The organism is Nonomuraea basaltis (assembly GCF_005893125.1).
Classification (GTDB): Bacteria; Actinomycetota; Actinomycetes; order Streptosporangiales; family Streptosporangiaceae; genus Nonomuraea; species Nonomuraea basaltis.
This window is the reverse complement of the sequence record NZ_VCJS01000260.1, coordinates 1-16,673: the sequence shown is the minus strand read 5'-3', so window position 1 is coordinate 16,673 and position 16,673 is coordinate 1. Positions and strand designations below refer to the sequence as shown.

General features: G+C 70.7%; 15 protein-coding genes and 1 pseudogene. 7 read left to right on the top strand and 9 right to left on the bottom strand.

What is annotated here, in order from left to right:
* Positions 1 to 184: pseudogene (locus tag EJK15_RS59115) on the bottom strand (glutamine synthetase); the annotation flags it as partial.
* A gap of 123 nt (positions 185 to 307) precedes the next feature.
* Between EJK15_RS59115 and EJK15_RS59110 the strand changes: the two are divergent.
* A complete protein-coding gene (locus tag EJK15_RS59110) occupies positions 308 to 1,012 on the top strand; it encodes a FadR/GntR family transcriptional regulator (RefSeq protein ID WP_138719167.1) in 705 nt (234 codons plus the stop codon).
* A 110-nt stretch (positions 1,013 to 1,122) separates the two neighbouring features.
* Positions 1,123 to 1,878: a hypothetical protein gene (locus EJK15_RS59105; RefSeq protein WP_138719166.1), complete on the top strand. Its 756-nt coding sequence runs from the start codon at positions 1,123 to 1,125 to the stop codon at positions 1,876 to 1,878.
* Between the two features lie 109 nt (positions 1,879 to 1,987).
* Here the strand turns inward: EJK15_RS59105 and EJK15_RS59100 are convergent, their stop codons facing one another.
* From EJK15_RS59100 to EJK15_RS59080, 5 genes are all read right to left on the bottom strand, one after another.
* Positions 1,988 to 2,788, bottom strand: coding sequence for an SGNH/GDSL hydrolase family protein (locus EJK15_RS59100; RefSeq protein WP_138719165.1), 801 nt, complete (start codon positions 2,786 to 2,788; stop codon positions 1,988 to 1,990).
* Complete coding sequence (locus tag EJK15_RS59095) at positions 2,788 to 3,363, bottom strand: PadR family transcriptional regulator (protein ID WP_138719164.1); 576 nt, start codon at positions 3,361 to 3,363, stop codon at positions 2,788 to 2,790. Before EJK15_RS59095 ends, EJK15_RS59100 begins: the two co-directional genes overlap by 1 nt.
* Before the next feature lie 60 nt (positions 3,364 to 3,423).
* Entirely contained in the window at positions 3,424 to 4,878 is a 1,455-nt protein-coding gene (locus EJK15_RS59090; RefSeq protein ID WP_171075198.1) for a nickel/cobalt transporter, read from the bottom strand.
* On the bottom strand, positions 4,875 to 6,077 hold the full coding sequence (locus tag EJK15_RS59085; protein WP_138719163.1) for a tetratricopeptide repeat protein: 1,203 nt from the start codon (positions 6,075 to 6,077) through the stop codon (positions 4,875 to 4,877). The genes EJK15_RS59090 and EJK15_RS59085 overlap by 4 nt, the downstream gene beginning before the upstream one ends.
* A gap of 155 nt (positions 6,078 to 6,232) precedes the next feature.
* Positions 6,233 to 7,609 (bottom strand): DUF4331 domain-containing protein, encoded by a 1,377-nt coding sequence (locus tag EJK15_RS59080; protein WP_138719162.1) that lies wholly within the window; start codon positions 7,607 to 7,609, stop codon positions 6,233 to 6,235.
* A gap of 214 nt (positions 7,610 to 7,823) precedes the next feature.
* On the opposite strand from EJK15_RS59080, the gene EJK15_RS59075 reads away from it, so the two are divergent.
* The 3 genes from EJK15_RS59075 to EJK15_RS59065 all read left to right on the top strand — a co-directional run bounded on the left by EJK15_RS59075 (position 7,824) and on the right by EJK15_RS59065 (position 12,285).
* Positions 7,824 to 9,548: an ABC transporter ATP-binding protein gene (locus EJK15_RS59075; RefSeq protein WP_138719161.1), complete on the top strand. Its 1,725-nt coding sequence runs from the start codon at positions 7,824 to 7,826 to the stop codon at positions 9,546 to 9,548.
* A gap of 91 nt (positions 9,549 to 9,639) precedes the next feature.
* Complete coding sequence (gene hutU / locus EJK15_RS59070) at positions 9,640 to 11,289, top strand: urocanate hydratase (protein WP_171075197.1); 1,650 nt, start codon at positions 9,640 to 9,642, stop codon at positions 11,287 to 11,289.
* Between the two features lie 162 nt (positions 11,290 to 11,451).
* Positions 11,452 to 12,285 (top strand): MurR/RpiR family transcriptional regulator, encoded by an 834-nt coding sequence (locus tag EJK15_RS59065; protein WP_138719159.1) that lies wholly within the window; start codon positions 11,452 to 11,454, stop codon positions 12,283 to 12,285.
* On the opposite strand, the gene EJK15_RS59060 is transcribed toward EJK15_RS59065, so the two are convergent.
* Genes EJK15_RS59060 through EJK15_RS59050 form a run of 3 tightly spaced genes read right to left on the bottom strand, consistent with a single transcriptional unit; the run spans position 12,265 to position 14,514 of the window.
* On the bottom strand, positions 12,265 to 13,014 hold the full coding sequence (locus tag EJK15_RS59060; protein ID WP_138719158.1) for an ABC transporter permease: 750 nt from the start codon (positions 13,012 to 13,014) through the stop codon (positions 12,265 to 12,267). The genes EJK15_RS59065 and EJK15_RS59060 overlap by 21 nt on opposite strands.
* Positions 13,011 to 13,964 (bottom strand): ATP-binding cassette domain-containing protein, encoded by a 954-nt coding sequence (locus tag EJK15_RS59055; RefSeq protein ID WP_138719157.1) that lies wholly within the window; start codon positions 13,962 to 13,964, stop codon positions 13,011 to 13,013. Before EJK15_RS59055 ends, EJK15_RS59060 begins: the two co-directional genes overlap by 4 nt.
* A gap of 19 nt (positions 13,965 to 13,983) precedes the next feature.
* Positions 13,984 to 14,514, bottom strand: a complete 531-nt coding sequence (locus EJK15_RS59050; protein WP_138719156.1) for a PadR family transcriptional regulator — start codon at positions 14,512 to 14,514, stop codon at positions 13,984 to 13,986.
* A 56-nt stretch (positions 14,515 to 14,570) separates the two neighbouring features.
* On the opposite strand from EJK15_RS59050, the gene EJK15_RS59045 reads away from it, so the two are divergent.
* Together EJK15_RS59045 and EJK15_RS59040 are read left to right on the top strand one after the other, a co-directional pair.
* Positions 14,571 to 15,257, top strand: a complete 687-nt coding sequence (locus EJK15_RS59045; RefSeq protein WP_138719155.1) for an SDR family oxidoreductase — start codon at positions 14,571 to 14,573, stop codon at positions 15,255 to 15,257.
* Positions 15,258 to 15,288: 31 nt separating this feature from the next.
* The gene (locus tag EJK15_RS59040; protein WP_138719154.1) at positions 15,289 to 16,470 is read left to right on the top strand and encodes an allantoate amidohydrolase; all 1,182 of its coding nucleotides are present in this window, start codon (positions 15,289 to 15,291) and stop codon (positions 16,468 to 16,470) included.
* Positions 16,471 to 16,673: the final 203 nt, after the last annotated feature.

Here is a 16,673-nt window from a genome sequence, read left to right as displayed (position 1 = left end):
CCGCGAGCAGATAGTTGCAGCCCTCAGAACCGTGGTTCAGCACCTCATCGAGAAAATAGCGCGCGGACAGCCTCTTACCCTGCAACCTGCCCTGCATGTCGGCGATCGCGAGCAGCACGGTGTCGATGCGCCCGGCCACCACCTCGTCGCGCAGTTCACTGACGGTCAGGAACCCTTCGTTCACGTGGCGTCGCTCCGATCTGCCTGACGCGCTTTCCCGTTGATTGGGCTAGTCTCAGACCATTGATGTGCATGTCGGGATCGCTTGTCAAGACCTGAGGACACGTTGGACGAGTCGTCGCGTTTGATGACGGTGTTGCGCCCGGTGCGGGCCGGCAACGCCTTCGAGGAGACCGTGGAACGGCTGCTCCAGGCCATCAAGCTGGGCGTGGTCCCGCCGGGCGACAAGCTTCCGCCGGAGCGCGAGCTCGCCGTCCAGCTCGGGATCAGCAGGGTCACCCTGCGCGAGGCGATCCGCGCCCTGTCGGAGGCGGGCTACCTCGACGTACGCAGGGGGCGTTACGGGGGTGCCTTCGTCACGTACGTGCCGCCCGAACCGGACGTCGGCGACCTGCGGCAGGCCGTGGCGGAGATGGGCATGGACGACCTGTCGGACGCGCTCACGTTCCGGCTGGCGGTGGAGTGCGGCGCCGCCCAGGTGCTGGCCATTTCCGACCTCACGAAGGAGAAGCGGGCCCTGCTCGTCCGCCGGCTGTCGGACCTGAACGAGGCGCCCCTGGAGGACTACCGCCGGCTCGACACGGCCTTCCACCTGTCCATCGCCGAGCTGACCGGCTCGACCCTGCTCGCCACGACGTGCGCGGACGCGCGGTCCCGGATCAGCGACCTGCTGAACGCGATCCCGATGCTGCAGGTCAATCTGGACCACGCCGCACTGCAGCACCAGGCCATCGTGGACGCCATCCTCGCCGGCGACCCGGACCGGGCCAGGCAGGCGGTCGTCGAGCACCTGGAGGGAACAGCGGCCCTGCTGCGGGCGTTCCTGTCGTGACGGCCCTGTCTCCGGACCTGTTCTGCGGCCTGTCGTCCAGTACGGCTTCGGGCGCGACTCCCGCTACGCACATAAAGGGCTGAGAGCCTCGTACCATCAGTTTCAGGGCTATGGGGAACTGGTTCGAGTACAACATCGTCGCCACAGGACGGCTGCCGCTGTTCTGCTACTTCGTCACGCTCATCGTGGCGTTCATCGCCACCCGCATCAACGTGCGGCTGATCAGGGCGAAGGTCGGCTGGTTCCGCAACGTGAACGTGGGCGAGATGCACATTCACCACGTGGTGTTCGGCGTGGTGCTGATGCTGATCGGCGGCGTCGCGGGGCTCATCGTCTCGTCGGCCTCGCAGGTCGGATACGCGGCCGCAGCGTGCGTGTTCGGCATAGGGTCGGCGCTGGTGCTGGACGAGTTCGCGCTGATCCTGCACCTGCACGACGTGTACTGGGAGGAGGAGGGGCGCACCTCGGTCGACGCGGTCTTCATCGCGGTCGCCGTCACCGGCCTGCTCCTCATCGGCCTGCGACCCCTCACCTGGGACTACGGCACACCCGTGAGCCCGGCCGCGCTGATCGTCGCCAACCTGCTGCTGGCCGTCGTCACGCTGCTGAAGGGGAAGATCTGGACCGGGATGGCGGGCCTGTTCGTGCCGCCCATGCTGCTGGTCGGCGCGGTACGCCTGGCGCGCCCCGGCTCGCCGTGGGCGCACTTGTTCTTCGCCAAGAGGTCGCCGCGCAAGATGGCCCGGGCCATCCGCCGCGAGGAGCGCTGGCGGCGGCCGGTGATCCGAGCCAAGATCGCCTTCCAGGAGTTTCTCTCCGGGCGCCACGATCTGCCTTCCACGCGGCGTGGTCGTCGGCATACTTGAGCCATGGCCACTCTTTCGTGGCACAAGGGCCTGGAGGAGAAGGTCCCCGACTCTCTGGACGATCTCCACGCCCCGGGCTGAGGGCGTCGTGGCCCTGCCGCTGCATCGACTACGACGCCGACGACGTGCCAGAAGTCGACTGATCGCTGCCGGTCACGGGCGTGAGCAGGGGGCGTTTGGCGGTGCGGCCGTCGCCCGAGGAGCGGCCGCGCAGACGGCGGCCGATCCACGGCCCCGCGAACGTGGCCAGCCACCGCATCTCCGTAGCCGCCGCCCGCCAGGCGGGCGGCGCGGGCAGCGCGGGGAGCGGCGTCATCCAGGTGTCGTCGCTGCCCGGCAGTCCGAGTGCGTGCGCTACGGAGTCGGCGAACCTGGCGTGCCCTGTGGGGCTGGCGTGGAGCCGGTCGCTGCTCCACATCCTGGCGTCGGTGACGTACGTGAGCGGGAACGTGTCGATCAGCGTGACCCCATGGCGCGCGGCGGCGTCCCTGATGCGGGCGTTGAGGTCGAGCACCCTGGGCCGGAACCGGCGGGCCAGCGGCGCGATCGCGCCGATGTCGGGGAAGGTCACGGTGATCACATGCGCTCCCGTGGCGGTCAGGGCCGCGTACATGTCCTCCAGCACCGCGGCCACCTCGGCGGCCTCGAAGCCGGGGCGGATGACGTCGTTCATGCCCGCCATGACCGTGGCCAGGTCGGGCCGCAGCTCCAGGGCGACCGGCAACTGCTCGTCGCGGATCTGGGCGGCCTGGCGGCCGCGGACGGCGAGGTTGGCGTAGAGCACGCCGGGGTTGGCGCGGGCCAGCTGCTCGGCGAGGCGGTCGGCCCAGCCGCGGTGGCCGCGTACGTCGTCGCCGTCGCCCAGTCCCTCGGTCTGGCTGTCGCCCAGGGCGACGTAACGGCTGTACATCAGGACAGCTCCCTTCGGGTATGAGCGGCACGTTCGCGCAGCGTCCGCGCGCTCTGCAGGCACCAGTCGCGGATCTCCCGCTCCAGGCGGCATCCTCCCAGACAGGTGAGGTACGGGCCGACGCGCTCGCCGTGGCGCAGGAACGACTCCTCGTCGAGGTCGCCGCGCAGGTGGACGAGCATCTTCTCGAACAGCGCGAGCTTGGCCGCGGCCTCCTCGGCCCGCTCGCGGAGCTGGGCGATCACCGGTGCGGGCTCGAGCAGGTCGACGGCGTGCACTCGGACGGCCAGGTCGTCGCGGATGAGCAGCGGCTTGGGCGGGGCCGCGGCGAAGGCGGCCAGCTCGCCGATCCCGGCCTCGGTGACCGTGAACACGCGCTTGTTGGGGCGGCCCTGCTGGACCACCACGTGCCCCGCGACCAGACCTTCGGACTCCAGCTTGGCCAGCTCGGCGTAGAGCTGCTGCGGGGCGGCGTACCAGAAGTTGGAGACGCCCACGTCGAAGATCTTGGTGAGCTGGTAACCGCTGGACTCGCCGTCGAGCAGCGCGGCGAGGACGGCGTGTCGGAGGGCCATCAGCTAATCATGGTCATGAGTAGTCATGGCCATGACTATAGATCGTGATGCCGGTCGGCGCTAGAGGGCGGCCACCGAGCGGAGGGCCAGGCCCGCGCCCAGGAGGACGACCATGGCCGCCGTTCCCAGCGGGGCCAGGCCGGACACGCGGGCGGCCAGGCGGCGGCCGGCGGAGGCGCGCTGTTCGAGGCGGTCGACCAGCTTGACCAGGAGCAGGCCCGTGACGGTCAGTGTCGCCGCCATGCCGATGCCGTAGGCGGTCACCAGCGCCACGCCGAACCAGGTGCGGCCGAGTGCGATGGCGCCGAGGAGGACGATCAGGGCCGAAGGGCTGGGGACCAGGCCTCCCGCGATGCCGAGTCCCACGAGCCCCGCACGCTTGTTCCTGCCCTCGCCCTCGCCCTCGTGCCCGTGGCCATGCCCGTGCCCGTGCCCATGCCCATGCCCATGCCCATGCCCGTGGCCGTGGCCGTGGAGTGCGGTGCGGCGGGTGTTCAGGAGGAGGCGGAGGCCGATGATGGCGATCAGGGCGCCGCTGGCCACGCCGAGCCAGGCCAGCACCGACTCCCCGGCCAGCGCCGTGAACGCGCTCAGCAGCAGGCCCACCACCAGCACCCCCACCGTGTGGGTGGCCGTCACGGTCGCGCCCACCACGAGCGCGTCGCGCGGCCGGCCCCGCCGTCCGGCCAGGTACGCGGCCATGATGGTCTTGCCGTGCCCGGGGATCAGCGCGTGCCCGGCCCCCAGCACCACGGCCAGCCCGACGGCCAGCAGCCCGAGCGGCACCGTCAGCGAGTCCGAGCCGACCAGCTCAGTGAATGTCCGGTCCAGGGCGGCCAGCGCGTCCCCGATGGGCCCGCCGATCTCGAACCCGCCGGGCAGGGTGTCGTCGCCGGGGGCTCCCGAGCCGGACGGAGCAGAAAGCCCCGGGCCGGACACCGTCAGCGTGGCGGTGCGCTGGTCGAGCGGGTCGGCCAGCAGATCGTCGGGGTACGCCCGGAGCTCCCGGCTCACGCTCGTGGCGGGCACCGACGAGCGGGCCAGACGTACCCCGTCGCCGACGGCGGTGATCTCGCGCCAGCCGATCCGGTCCTGCTCGAACCCGTCGGTGAACTCCACGGCCCCCATGCCGCGGACTTCGGCCACGAGCCGGCAGGTCAGGCGGCTGGTCTGGAGACCCCCTTCGCCGGGGGCGTAGGCGAACGCGGAGGCGGCCACCCGCCACGGCACCGCCTTGCCGGCGACCACGAGGCGCTGGGCGGCGGCGACCGCGGCGCAGCGGCGGGCCGCGTACCCGGCGTCGACCTGCGGCTTGGCCTGCAGGGTCGGCAGCTCGGCCAGGTCCACGACGGCGAGGTTGCGCACGTCGGAGGGAGAGATCCGCAGGCCGTTGTAGTGATTGACGGTGAACCTGCCCAGCGGGTGCATCGCCGACGCCTGCGCCGGTCCAGCCGGCAGGACGGACAGCAGAAGGACCGCCAGGGCGGACAGCAGGCCGAGCCTGACCGTTCTCATGAGAACCTCGCCAATGCGGACAGTGCCGGATCGAAGGCGGGGTCCACGCGCGCCGGCCGGCCGAGCGCCTGCTCGATCTTGGCGCGGTGGTAGCTCAGCAGCGGGTTCCGCCAGCCTGTCGAGGTGGCCTTCTTCGCGTACGGCAGCGCCTCGTCCGGCTTGCCCGCCTTGTACAGGGCCCAGGCCAGGGCGTCGGCGGCGACCAGGTTGGGGTTGCGCTCGTACTCGGTCCTGGCGTGCCGCACGGCCCGCGCCGGGTCCCCGTGGTCGGCCTCGAACTCGGCCCACGTCAGGTCGTCGCGCACGCCCGCGGCCTCGAACAGCGTGCGCTGCGCCTTGAGCAGCGTCCAGTCGGCCTGCTGCCCGGTCTTGAGCCTGGTCTCGCCCTGCTCGATGAGGTATTGGGGGAGCGGGAGCCGTTCGACGACGCGCTCGTAGAGGCCGAGCGCCTCGGTCAGGCGGCCGCCGAGCGCCGCCGCCCTGGCCTGGCCGGCGAGGGCCGGCGTGTAGGCGGGGTAGGCCTGCAGGGCCTTGGCGTACCAGTCCTGGGCCGTGGCCAGGTCGCCGGAGTGGAGCGCCAGCTCGCCCAGGTAATAGCGGGCGTAGGCGAGGTCGGGCGGCAGCCAGGCGTCACGGTGGGCGTGTTCGAGATACGTGCGGGCGCCGTCCTGGTCGCCGCGGAGCTCGGCCGCGTAGGAGGCGCGGGCGAACGCCGCCACCCCCGGCCGCAGGTCCAACATCTTGGTCACCGCCCGCTCGGCGCCGCGCAGGTCTCCGAGCTGCGTCTTCGCGTCGGCCAGCACGCCGTGGGCCGCGGCGCCGTACGGGTTGGCCTCGATGGCCTGCTCGGCCAGCCGTACGGCGTCGGAGAACTCGTGGCGGCCGGCGGCCAGCGCCGCCCGGCCGGTGAGCACCGCGTCGTCGTCCGCCTTCAGCTTGGCGGCGGTGTCGAGCGCGCCCTCCGCCTTGGCGTAGTACGACGGGTCGCCCGTGACCCTGGCCTGGTCCACGTACTGGGAGCCGAGCTCGGCCCAGCTCCGGTAGTCGCCGGGGAGGCGCTTGAGGCGCTCCTGCAGCGTCTCGGTGACGGGGTTGGCCGCCGCCACCGGCTGCTCCGCGGGCGTCGCGGTGAAGGAGACGATCGTAAAGATCATTGCCCCGATGAGGGCGAGTCCGGCGAAGGTCACGAGGGTGCGCATGTCGAAGGCTCCAGAGCTGGGTGCCGGGCCGGCCGGCCGCGACGGGGAGCGCGGCCGGCCGGCCCTCTCTGTGGCGGCAGACGATGGGAGACGGGAGTCTGCCGCCGGGGTGGACCGGCCGGTTTTGGAGAGAGGGAAGCCCGGCCGGTCGAGGTCTAGCGCTGGTTGACCGCCACGTTGCTGGGCAGCGGGATGTACGGGAACGACTGCAGGAACGGCTTGTCGTTCTTGTCCACCTTGTCGGTCAGACCGGGCACGAGCTTGCCGGACTGCGCGGCGCCTGCCACGGCCTGCAGCTCGATGTCCACGACGTCGTCGGTGAGACGGCGGCCGTTCGGGAAGCCCTGCAGATCGCCGGCGAGCACGCCGAGCCGGTTCGGGTCCTTCGCGGGCGGGATCGACATGTTGAGCCGCAGCATCTCCGAGGGGCGCAGCTTGGCCGCGTCCTTGTTGAGGATCTGCGAGTTCAGATCGGCCTTGATCGGGCCGTTCTGCTTGGCGATGCCGGTCAGGAAGATCTCGACCAGGTCGTTACGCGGGGTCGCGGGCGCCTTGATGCCGTAGAACGCCTCAAGCAGCCTGGCCAGCTCAGGGTCGGTGACCCGCTTGACCAGCGCCGCCACGTCGGCGTCGTTCTCCGGCGCCAGCGCGTTGAACGCGTCCTTGAGCCCGGCGGGCGCCACGACCTCGTTGATCAGCGGGTTGCCCAGGCGCGAGACCTGGACGTACTTGCTGCCGTTGAACTTGTCCGTGGTGGACCAGACGCCGATCACGGGGTTCCCCTTCGGGTCGCCCTTGATCGCCAGGTCGGACTGGGGCACCTGCACCGACAGCGTGTTGACGTTGTAGCCCTTGGTGGTGTCCTGGCCGACCTCGGACAGGTCGCCGCCGTAGACCAGGTCGAACACGCGCAGGTCCAGGAAGAACGCCTCGTCCGACTGCCCGGCGAACGCCTTGCCGCCGTCGGGCAGGTTCCTGATGGACTGGGCGCGCAGGGTGCCGTAGTCCGGCATGGACGCTCTGCCGACGTTGCTCGGTGCGACGATGCCGTCCGAGATCAGCGTCTTGGAGCCGCCGGGCGTGATGCGCTTGAGGGTGTAGCGCTGGCGGAAGAGCAGGTTGGGGTCGTCCAGCGAGGTGACGGGCCCGTTGTTGTACAGGAACGTGGTGTTGCCGCGCTTGTCCTCGTCGCGGAACGTCCACTGGTAGGTGACGTCGGGCTTGGCGTCGCCGTCGTTGTCGATCTTGATGTTGTAACGCGATCCGGTGTCGAACGGGTAGAAGTTCGGGCCGCCGTTGGGCTCCTGGAACGGGATCCAGTTGGCCAGCAGCGTCACCGTGTCGGCCTTGTCGGGGCTGACGAACGCGTAGACGTCGGTGTTGTCGTTCAGCGGGTCGCCCGCGATCTTGGGAGCCTCGCGGTGCGAGGAAGCGGTGCCGGAGTCGGTGCGGAGCACGGCCAACGACGACGCGGCGACTGCCACGGCGAGGCCGAGTCCGACTAGAGCGCGCCGGTTGATCCGGAGCTCCATGTTCGGTCCTTTCGGAGGGGCTGATCGTTGGTGCGAGGTTCCGGCCGGATTCCTCGACGCCCTATTCGTCCGCGGGCCCCCTCCCGGATGTCGTCTCCTCCTCAAGAAGGAGAGGTCAACCAAAGTTGACATACTTAGGTCGTCAATTTAGGTTGACCTCGTTGGGTGGTGTCGATCGAGTGGCTCCGTTCGTTGGAGTGAAACGAGAAATGTCGTGAAAGGGGATGCGGTGGTCAAGGAGTTACTCGCCTACGTCCGCCCGCACCGGAAGATCCTGTTCCTGGGCGGGCTGCTGGGCTTGATCGGCTCAGTGGCGGGACTCGCGATGCCGTTGCTGGCCAAGTACGTCGTGGACGCGTTCGGCGAAAGCCAGTCGATGGCCGGGCCGCTGCTCGGGTTAACCGTGGCGGTGCTGGTCGGCGCGGTCGTGTCGGCCGCGGGCAGCTATTTGATGGAGCGCACCGGCGAGGGCATCGTGCTCGGCGCCCGGCGCCGGCTCGTCGACCGGATGCTGCGGCTCAAGGTCGCCGACGTGGACCGGCTCAAGCCCGGCGACCTGCTGGCGCGGGTGACCGGTGACACGACGCTGCTGCGCGCGGTGCTGACGAACGGCATCGTCGAGTCGGTCAGCGCGGCGTTCATGCTGGTCGGGGCCATCGTCATGATGGCGACCATGGACGGCGTGCTGCTGCTGGTCACGCTGCTCGTGGTCGTGGTGATCGGCGGGCTCGTGGCGCTCATCATGCCGAAGATCCAGCGGGCGCAGTCGCACGCCCAGGAGGCCGTGGGCGAGATGGGGGCCGTGCTGGACCGGGCGCTGCAGGCGTACCGGACCGTCAAGGCGAGCGGCGCGGAGGAGCGGGAGATCGCCGTGGTCGGCGAGGCCGCGGAACGCGCCCGCGACCGGGGGCTGCAGGTCGCGGGGTGGACGTCGCTGGCCGGGGTGGCGACCTGGATGGCGGTGCAGATCGCGTTCCTGGCCGTGCTGGCCGTGGGCGGGTCCCGGGTCGCCTCCGGCGTGCTTGAGGTGTCGTCGCTGATCGCGTTCCTGCTGTACCTGTTCTACCTGGTGCCGCCGATCGGGCAGCTCGTCCAGGGCGGGGTCCAGCTCCAGCAGGGCCTGGCCGCGATGAAGCGGATCAAGGAGATCGAGGAGCTGCCGTCCGAGCCGGCCGAGCCGCTCGCGATCGCGGAGCGCGCCGCGCCGGTGGGGGTGACGTTCGAGGACGTGGTGTTCCGGTATGGCGAGGACCGGCCGATCGTGCACGACGGGGTGAGCTTCGAGGTGCCGCCGGGCGGGCTGACCGCGCTGGTGGGGCCGTCGGGGGCGGGTAAGTCCACGGTGTTCGGGCTGCTCGAGCGCTTCTACGACCACCAGGGCGGCAACATCCGGATCGGCGGGCGGGACATTCGCGACTGGCCGCTCGGCCAGCTGCGGGCCGCGCTCGGGTACGTCGAGCAGGACGCCCCCGTCCTGGCCGGCACGCTGCGGGAGAACCTGCTCTTCGCCGCCCAGGACGCCACCGAGGACGAGCTGCGGCGCGCCATCGCCCGCACGAGGCTCGACGACCTGGTGTCCCGGCTTCCCGAAGGGCTGGAGACGGCCGTCGGGCACCGCGGTGTGCTGCTGTCGGGTGGCGAGCGGCAGCGGGTCGCCATCGCCCGGGCGCTGCTGCGCAAGCCCAGGCTGCTGCTGCTCGACGAGGCCACCTCGCAGCTCGACGCGGTCAACGAGATGCGGCTGCGCGAGGTCATCGCCGAGGTCGCCGCGGAGACGACCGTGCTGGTCATCGCCCACCGGCTGTCCACGGTGACGAACGCCGACCGGATCGTGGTCATGGAGTCGGGCGGGGTGCGGGCGGTCGGCACGCACGAGGAGCTGGTCGGGGGGGACGAGCTCTACCGGGAGCTGGCCACCACCCAGTTCCTCGTCAGCTAGCTGTACTCAACATCCGCCTCCTGAACCTCGTCGGCCGGCCGTTGTAGTCTGCGGGTGACATGGATGAATGGTTTCATACAGGAGGGTCACGATGAGCCGCAGCGTACGCGCGCCACGAGGCACGACGATCACCGCCAAGGGGTGGCCGCAGGAGGCCGCGCTCCGGATGCTCCAGAACAACCTGGACCCGGAGGTCGCCGAGCACCCCGAGCAACTGGTCGTCTACGGCGGCTCGGGGCGGGCGGCGCGTGACTGGGCGTCGTACGACGCGCTGGTCAGGACGCTGACCACGCTCGAGGGCGACGAGACCCTCCTGGTGCAGTCGGGGCGCCCCGTGGGCGTGTTCCGCACCCACGAGTGGGCGCCCCGGGTGCTCATCGCCAACTCCAACCTGGTGCCCGACTGGGCCAACTGGGAGGAGTTCCGGCGGCTGGAGGCGGCCGGGCTCACCATGTACGGGCAGATGACCGCCGGGTCGTGGATCTACATCGGCACGCAGGGGATCCTGCAGGGCACGTACGAGACGTTCGCGGCGGTGGCCGACAAGCGGTTCGGCGGGTCGCTGGCCGGGACCATCACGCTGACGGCCGGGCTGGGCGGGATGGGCGGCGCCCAGCCGCTGGCCGTCACCATGAACGGCGGGGTGGTCATCTGCGTCGACTGCGACCCGCGCTCGATCACCCGCCGCATCGAGCACCGCTACCTCGACGTCGAGGCGGCGTCGCTGGACGAGGCGCTGCGGCTGGCGTACGAGGCGCGCGACGCGCGGCGGCCGCTGTCGATCGGGGTCGTGGGCAACGCCGCCGACGTCGTGCCCGAGCTGCTGGCCCGCGGGGCCGAGATCGACATCGTGACCGACCAGACGTCCGCGCACGATCCGCTGATGTACCTGCCGGTCGGCATCGCCTTCGAGGACATGGCCGCCGAGCGGGACAAGGATCCCGCCGGCTTCACCGAGCGGGCGCGCGCCTCGATGGCGCGGCACGTGGAGGCCATGGTCGGGTTCAAGGACGCGGGGGCCGAGGTCTTCGACTACGGCAACTCGATCAGGGGCGAGGCGCGGCTGGCCGGCTACTCACGGGCCTTCGACTTCCCCGGATTCGTGCCCGCCTACATCCGGCCGCTGTTCTGCGAGGGGAAGGGGCCGTTCCGGTGGGCGGCGCTGAGCGGCGACCCCGCCGACATCGCCGCCACCGACCGGGCGATCCTGGAGCTCTTCCCTGAGAACGAGGCGCTCGCGCGGTGGATCAGGAAGGCCGGGGAGAAGGTGCAGTTCCAGGGGTTGCCGGCGCGGATCTGCTGGCTCGGGTACGGCGAGCGGAACGTCGCGGGGGAGCGCTTCAACGACATGGTGGCGTCGGGGGAGCTTCAGGCGCCCATCGTGATCGGGCGGGATCATCTTGACAGCGGGTCCGTCGCGTCGCCGTACCGGGAGACGGAGGCCATGGCGGACGGGTCGGACGCGATCGCGGACTGGCCGCTGCTGAACGCCCTGCTGAACACGGCGTCCGGGGCTGCCTGGGTGTCGATCCACCATGGGGGCGGGGTCGGGATCGGGCGGTCCATCCACGCCGGCCAGGTGACGGTGGCCGACGGGACCGCGTTGGCCCGGGAGAAGCTGAACCGGGTCCTCACGAACGACCCGGGGACGGGGGTCATGCGGCACGTCGACGCCGGCTATGAGGAGGCCGCCGAGGTGGCCGCGACCCGCGGGGTCCGCATCCCGATGCGGGAATCCTGACTCGGGGGTGATCGTGGGTGCCTGCGGTTGGGGTCCCCTTGGCGCGCGGGGCGTCTACGGCGGGGGCGCGGGGGCCGGCTCGATCCTTGTCCCAAGGGACCTCGGCCCGGGTGGTGCCTGGATGAGGGATGAGAATGCCGGGGCGGGAGCGTTGGAGGTGGCGTGGCGGACGGATATCACGGTGGGCTGAGCGTACTGCTGGATGGCCGGAGGCTGTCGCCGGTGCAGCGCAGGATCGCGCACTATCTCGGCGAGCACCTGGACGAGGCGATCTTCCTGTCCAGTGTGGAGCTGGCCGAAAGGGCGGGGGTCAGTCAGCCTTCGGTGACGAGGTTCGCCATGGTGCTGGGGTTCGCCGGATACCCCGAGTTGCGGCAGGCGCTGAGGCCGTTGGTGCTGGGCGGAGAGGTGGGGGCGCCGCAGGAGAGCCTGTTGCGCGGCGCCATCGACGCCGAGATCCGCAACCTGACCCTCGTACGGGAGCGTCTGACGACGTTCCCGCTCAAGGAGCTGGGCGAGCAGCTGGCCGCCACCGAGCCCCTGCCCGTGCTGGGCCTGCGGATCTCCTGCGGGCTGGCCACCACGTTCGCCTACTACGCCCGCCGCATCCACCCCGACGTACGGCTGCTCACGCACGGCGGGTCTGAGCTGGTCGACGGGCTGCACGCGGCCCGGCGGGCCGGGGCGGAGTGGCTGGTGGCCGTGGTGCTGCCGCGCTATCCGCGGGAGATCGTGCAGGCGCTGGAGTACGCGGAGAAGCTGGGGTTGCGGGTGGCGGCGATAACGGATAAGTCGGATTTTCCGGCCGAAGTGGTGCTGGACGCGCCCGTCGGTGACCGGCTCGTGTTCGACTCGCACGCGGCGCCGCTGGCTCTGGCCATGGCCCTGGTCGAGGCCATGGCCGACGCGGCGCCGCTGCGCACGCAGGCCCGGCTGGAGGAGTACGAGCGGATGACCGACGAGACAGGTACGTTCCTACCCGGCGATCTTGCGTAGCGCCCGCATCGACCAGATCGTGGTGAGCACCGCCAGCACGATGAACACCGCGAACGCGATCGGGATCGACGAGTCCGTCAGCCGCCCGTCGAACAGCGCCCGCCCGGCCTCGACCGCGTGATAGAGCGGGTTGACCGGCGCGATGGTCTTCATCCATTCGGGCGCGAACGAGATCGGCACGAACAGCCCGGCCAGCAGCATGATCGGCAGCATGAACAGGTTGAGCGTCTGCGACATGCCGTTCTCGTCCCGGGTGGTCAGCGCCAGCCCCTGCGACAGACCGGAGGCGAACAACCCGGTGGCGGCCATGAGCAGCAGCACGAGCGCCAGCTCGACGGCCCCGATGCGCACGCCCATCGCGAACGCCACGATCAGCACCAGGATCGCCTGGCAGACCAGCACGACCATGTCCTTGGCCACCCGCCCGAGCACGATGGCCGGGCGCCACGCGGGGCTGACGGCGTACCGCTCGATCGAGCCGTTGCGCAGCTCGGCGATCAGTCCGAACCCGGAGAACATCGACCCGAAGACCGCGATCATCATCATCGCCGCCGGGGTGAACATGCGCAGCGCGTCCTCCGTCGTGCCGCCGGGCGTCATGGTCTTCAGCAGCGGCGCGAACATCACCAGGTAGAGCACCGGCTGCAGGATGCCGAACAGCGGCCAGATCGGGTTGCTGAACGACTTCTTCAGCTCGTAGCCGGTGAAGAGGGCGGTGTGGCGGATCATGCTTCGGCTCCGGTGTCGCGCAGGGAACGGCCGGTCTTGGCCAGGAACACGTCGTCGAGCGTGGAGCGGTCGAGTGCGATCGAGCTCAGCTTGATGCCCTGCTCCTCCAGCGCCCGCAGCAGCGCGGGCAGCGTGTGCTCGCCGTCGTCCACGTAGACGCGCAGCACGTCGTCGTCGAGCCGGGTCTCGCGGGCGAGCGGCTGGAGCGTCTCGGCGGCCCGCGCGGGGTCGTCGAGCCTGAGCGTGATCACGTCCCCGGAGACCTCCCGCTTGAGCGCGGCGGGGGTGCCCTCGGCCACGACCTTGCCGTGATCGACGATCATCAGCCGGTCGCACAGCACGTCGGCCTCGTCCAGGTAGTGGGTGCTGAGCAGGACGCTCGTGCCGGACTCGCGCAGCTGCGTGATGCGGTCCCACAGGTTCGCCCGGTTCTGCGGGTCCAGGCCGGTGGTCGGCTCGTCGAGGAACAGCAGTGGCGGGCTGTGGACCAGCCCGATCGCGATGGCGACCCGCCGTTTCTGGCCGCCGGACAGCGTACGGCCGGGGCGGTCGGCCAGCTCGGTCAGGTCGAAACGCTCCAGCACGTCTGCCGTCGCCTGCTTCGGATCGGCCATGGCGTGGATCTTGGCGGCCATCATGATCTGGGCCCTGGCGGACGTGGTGTCCTCCACGCCGCCTGCCTGGCTCACGTACCCGAGCTCGCGCCGGACGGCGGCGGGCTCCTTGAGCAGGTCGTGTCCGGCGATCGTGGCCGCGCCCGCGTCGGGCGTGATCAGCGTGGCGAGCATCCTGATCGTGGTCGTCTTGCCCGCGCCGTTGGGCCCGAGCACGCCGAAGATCTCGCCCTTCTCCACCTGGAGGTCGACGCCGCGCACAGCCTCGACGGTCTGCGTGCCCTTGCGGCTCCTCGTGGTGAACGTCTTTCTTAACTCGCGCGCCTCGATGATCATCAGGCTCCTTCGAAGGTTCTCAAGGCAGTTCGCCCGCCTCGACCTGCGTGACCGCCTTCTCGACCCAGTCGAGCTGGGCCTGGAGCATGGCTCTCGTCAGGCGCAGGTTCTCGCGTATGTGGTCCGGGGCGCCGTGGTGGTGCTTGAGGCCGATGATGTGGCCCATGCTCTCGACACCCATCTTGAGCTGCGTCATCCTGCCATACAGAGCGTCCAGAAGCTCCTGCTTTTCCAGCTTGTCCATGAACGTCATTGCCACCTGGAACGGGTCCACTATGGGCTTGACCTCGTGCCAGGCGCTCAGCAACAGCCGGTGGAACTCCGCGCGGCCCAGCTCGGTGACCGCGTAGACGACCTTGCCACCCTTGCCACCCTCGACCATCTCCAGCAGGCCCTCGTCGGCCATCTTGCCGAGCCCGTGGTAGATCGAGCCGTAGGCGATGCTGGCCCAGACGTCGGCGTTCATCGTCTCCAGCCGCCGGCGGACCCCGTAGCCGTTCATGGGGCCGTCGAGCAGGGCGCCGAGGATCAGGATGCGCATCGATGACATGTCCTCAAGTTTGTACTCAAATTTGAGGAACCGTCAATCTCAATAAGCTGACCTCCATGACTGAACGACCAACGGCACTGGTCACCGGCGCCTCGCGGGGCATCGGCGCGGCCGTCGCCAGGGCACTCGGCCCCACGCATCACGTCATCCTGGGCGGCCGGGACGAGGCCGCGCTCGCCGCGGTGGCGGCGGAGCTGCCCGACGCGCGGCCCTGGCCGGTGGAGCTGACCGAGGTCACGGGGGCGGACGTCGAGGGCATGGAGCGGCTCGACGTGCTCGTGCACTGCGCGGGGATCAGCGTGCTCGGCAGGATCGCCGACCAGCCCGCCGACGTCTGGCGCCGCACCATGGAGGTGAACGTCGTCGCGGTCGCCGAGCTGACCAGGCTGCTTCTGCCCGCGCTCAGGCACGCCCGCGGCCATGTCATCTGCGTCAACTCCGGCTCCGGCCAGCGCGCGAACCCCAACTGGGCCTCCTACGCGGCCAGCAAGTTCGCGCTGAAAGCGTTCGCCGACGCGCTGCGGCTGGAGGAGCGCGAGCTCAGGGTCACCACCGTCTACCCTGGCCGGACGGCCACCGACATGCAACGCGACGTACGCCGGTACGAAGGCGGCGAGTTCGAGCCGGACAAGTACCTGCTGCCCGAGAGCGTGGCGCGGGTCGTGCTGGCCGCCGTCAACGCCGGTCCCGACGCCCACCTCACCGAGCTGACCCTGCGGCCCGCCGCGGGACCCGTCAACTAGTCTGAATGGATCCATTCACTACAGTGGGACCATGCTGGAACCACTCGCGCACATAGGACGGGACCCGGCGACCGGCGGCTACGTCAGGGACGCCTGGTCGGACGCGGACATGGAGCTACGGGAGTGGTTCGCGGGGGAGGCCGCACGCCGCGGCCTCGACCTGCGCGCGGACCGCAACGGCAACCTCTGGGCCTGGTGGGGCGACCCCTTCCGCCGCCCCGGCGTGGCGACAGGCAGCCACCTCGACTCCGTACGCCAGGGCGGCGCGTACGACGGCCCCCTCGGCGTCGTGTCGGCCTTCGCCGCCCTCGACATCCTGAAGAACCGCGGCGTGACCCCTGGGAGACCCGTCGGCGTCGTGTGCTTCACCGACGAGGAGGGCGCCAGGTTCGGCGTGCCGTGCATGGGGTCGCGCCTGCTCACCGGCGCCATCCAGCCGGACCGGGCGCTCGCGCTCACCGACGACGACGGCGACACGCTGGCGGACGTCATGACCAGGGCCGGGCGCAAGCCGTACGAGATGGGGCGGGACGACGAGACGCTGGCCACCGTCGGCACGTTCGTGGAGCTCCACGTCGAGCAGGGCCGCGGGCTCGTCGACCAGGGGCGGCCGGTGGGCGTGGCGAGCGCGATCTGGCCGCACGGGCGATGGCGGTTCGACTTCCACGGCCGAGCCGACCACGCGGGCACCACCAGGCTGGCCGACCGAGACGACCCCATGTTGCCGTTCGCCCGCATGGTGCTGGCCGCCCGCGCGGCCGCCGAGCGGCGCGGCGTGGTGGCCACGGTCGGCAAGGTACGCGTCTCGCCCGGCAACGCCAACGCCATCCCCGGCCTGGTCTCCGCCTGGCTGGACGCCCGCGGCCCCGACGAGCGGGATGTCCGGGACCTGGTGGCGGAGCTGGCCGAGGGGACGGACCCGCGCGAGGAGTCGTGGACGCCGGTGGTCGGTTTCGACGCGGCGCTCAGGGACCGGCTGGCCCGGGTGGCGGGCGGCGACACGCCCGCGCCGATCCTGCCGACCGGAGCCGGGCACGACGCGGGAATCCTGGCCGCGGCTGGCATACGGGCCGCCATGTTGTTCGTCAGGAACCCCACCGGCGTGTCCCACGCCCCCGATGAGCATGCCGAGCAGGCAGACTGCGAGGCGGGAGTCGTGGCACTGGCGGACGTGCTGGAGGATCTGTCCGAGACGAAGTCGAGGGCCGAATGAGGGAGCGAAGCGGCATGCCTTTCGGGGGGGTCGCGGAGACGAAGTCGAGGGCCGAATGAGGGGGCGAAGCGGCATGCCTTTCGGGGGGGTCGCGGAGACGAAGTCGAGGGCCATATGAGGGGGCGAAGCGGCATGCCTTTCGGGGGGGTCGCCGAGACGAAGTCGAGGGCCATATGAGGGAGCGAAGCGCCATGCCTTTCGGG

Excerpts from the sequence above, each read along its gene's own strand:
- EJK15_RS59100 (WP_138719165.1), bottom strand. The coding sequence starts at position 2,788 with ATGTACAGCCGTTACGTCGCCCTGGGCGACAGCCAGACCGAGGGACTG.
- EJK15_RS59040 (WP_138719154.1), top strand. The coding sequence starts at position 15,289 with ATGCTGGAACCACTCGCGCACATAGGACGGGACCCGGCGACCGGCGGC.
- EJK15_RS59095 (WP_138719164.1), bottom strand. The coding sequence starts at position 3,363 with ATGGCCCTCCGACACGCCGTCCTCGCCGCGCTGCTCGACGGCGAGTCC.
- EJK15_RS59085 (WP_138719163.1), bottom strand. The coding sequence starts at position 6,077 with ATGCGCACCCTCGTGACCTTCGCCGGACTCGCCCTCATCGGGGCAATG.
- EJK15_RS59050 (WP_138719156.1), bottom strand. The coding sequence starts at position 14,514 with ATGTCATCGATGCGCATCCTGATCCTCGGCGCCCTGCTCGACGGCCCC.
- EJK15_RS59090 (WP_171075198.1), bottom strand. The coding sequence starts at position 4,878 with ATGAGAACGGTCAGGCTCGGCCTGCTGTCCGCCCTGGCGGTCCTTCTG.
- EJK15_RS59080 (WP_138719162.1), bottom strand. The coding sequence starts at position 7,609 with ATGGAGCTCCGGATCAACCGGCGCGCTCTAGTCGGACTCGGCCTCGCC.
- EJK15_RS59055 (WP_138719157.1), bottom strand. The coding sequence starts at position 13,964 with ATGATCATCGAGGCGCGCGAGTTAAGAAAGACGTTCACCACGAGGAGC.
- EJK15_RS59060 (WP_138719158.1), bottom strand. The coding sequence starts at position 13,014 with ATGATCCGCCACACCGCCCTCTTCACCGGCTACGAGCTGAAGAAGTCG.
- EJK15_RS59045 (WP_138719155.1), top strand. The coding sequence starts at position 14,571 with ATGACTGAACGACCAACGGCACTGGTCACCGGCGCCTCGCGGGGCATC.
- EJK15_RS59110 (WP_138719167.1), top strand. The coding sequence starts at position 308 with ATGACGGTGTTGCGCCCGGTGCGGGCCGGCAACGCCTTCGAGGAGACC.
- EJK15_RS59105 (WP_138719166.1), top strand. The coding sequence starts at position 1,123 with ATGGGGAACTGGTTCGAGTACAACATCGTCGCCACAGGACGGCTGCCG.
- hutU (WP_171075197.1), top strand. The coding sequence starts at position 9,640 with ATGAGCCGCAGCGTACGCGCGCCACGAGGCACGACGATCACCGCCAAG.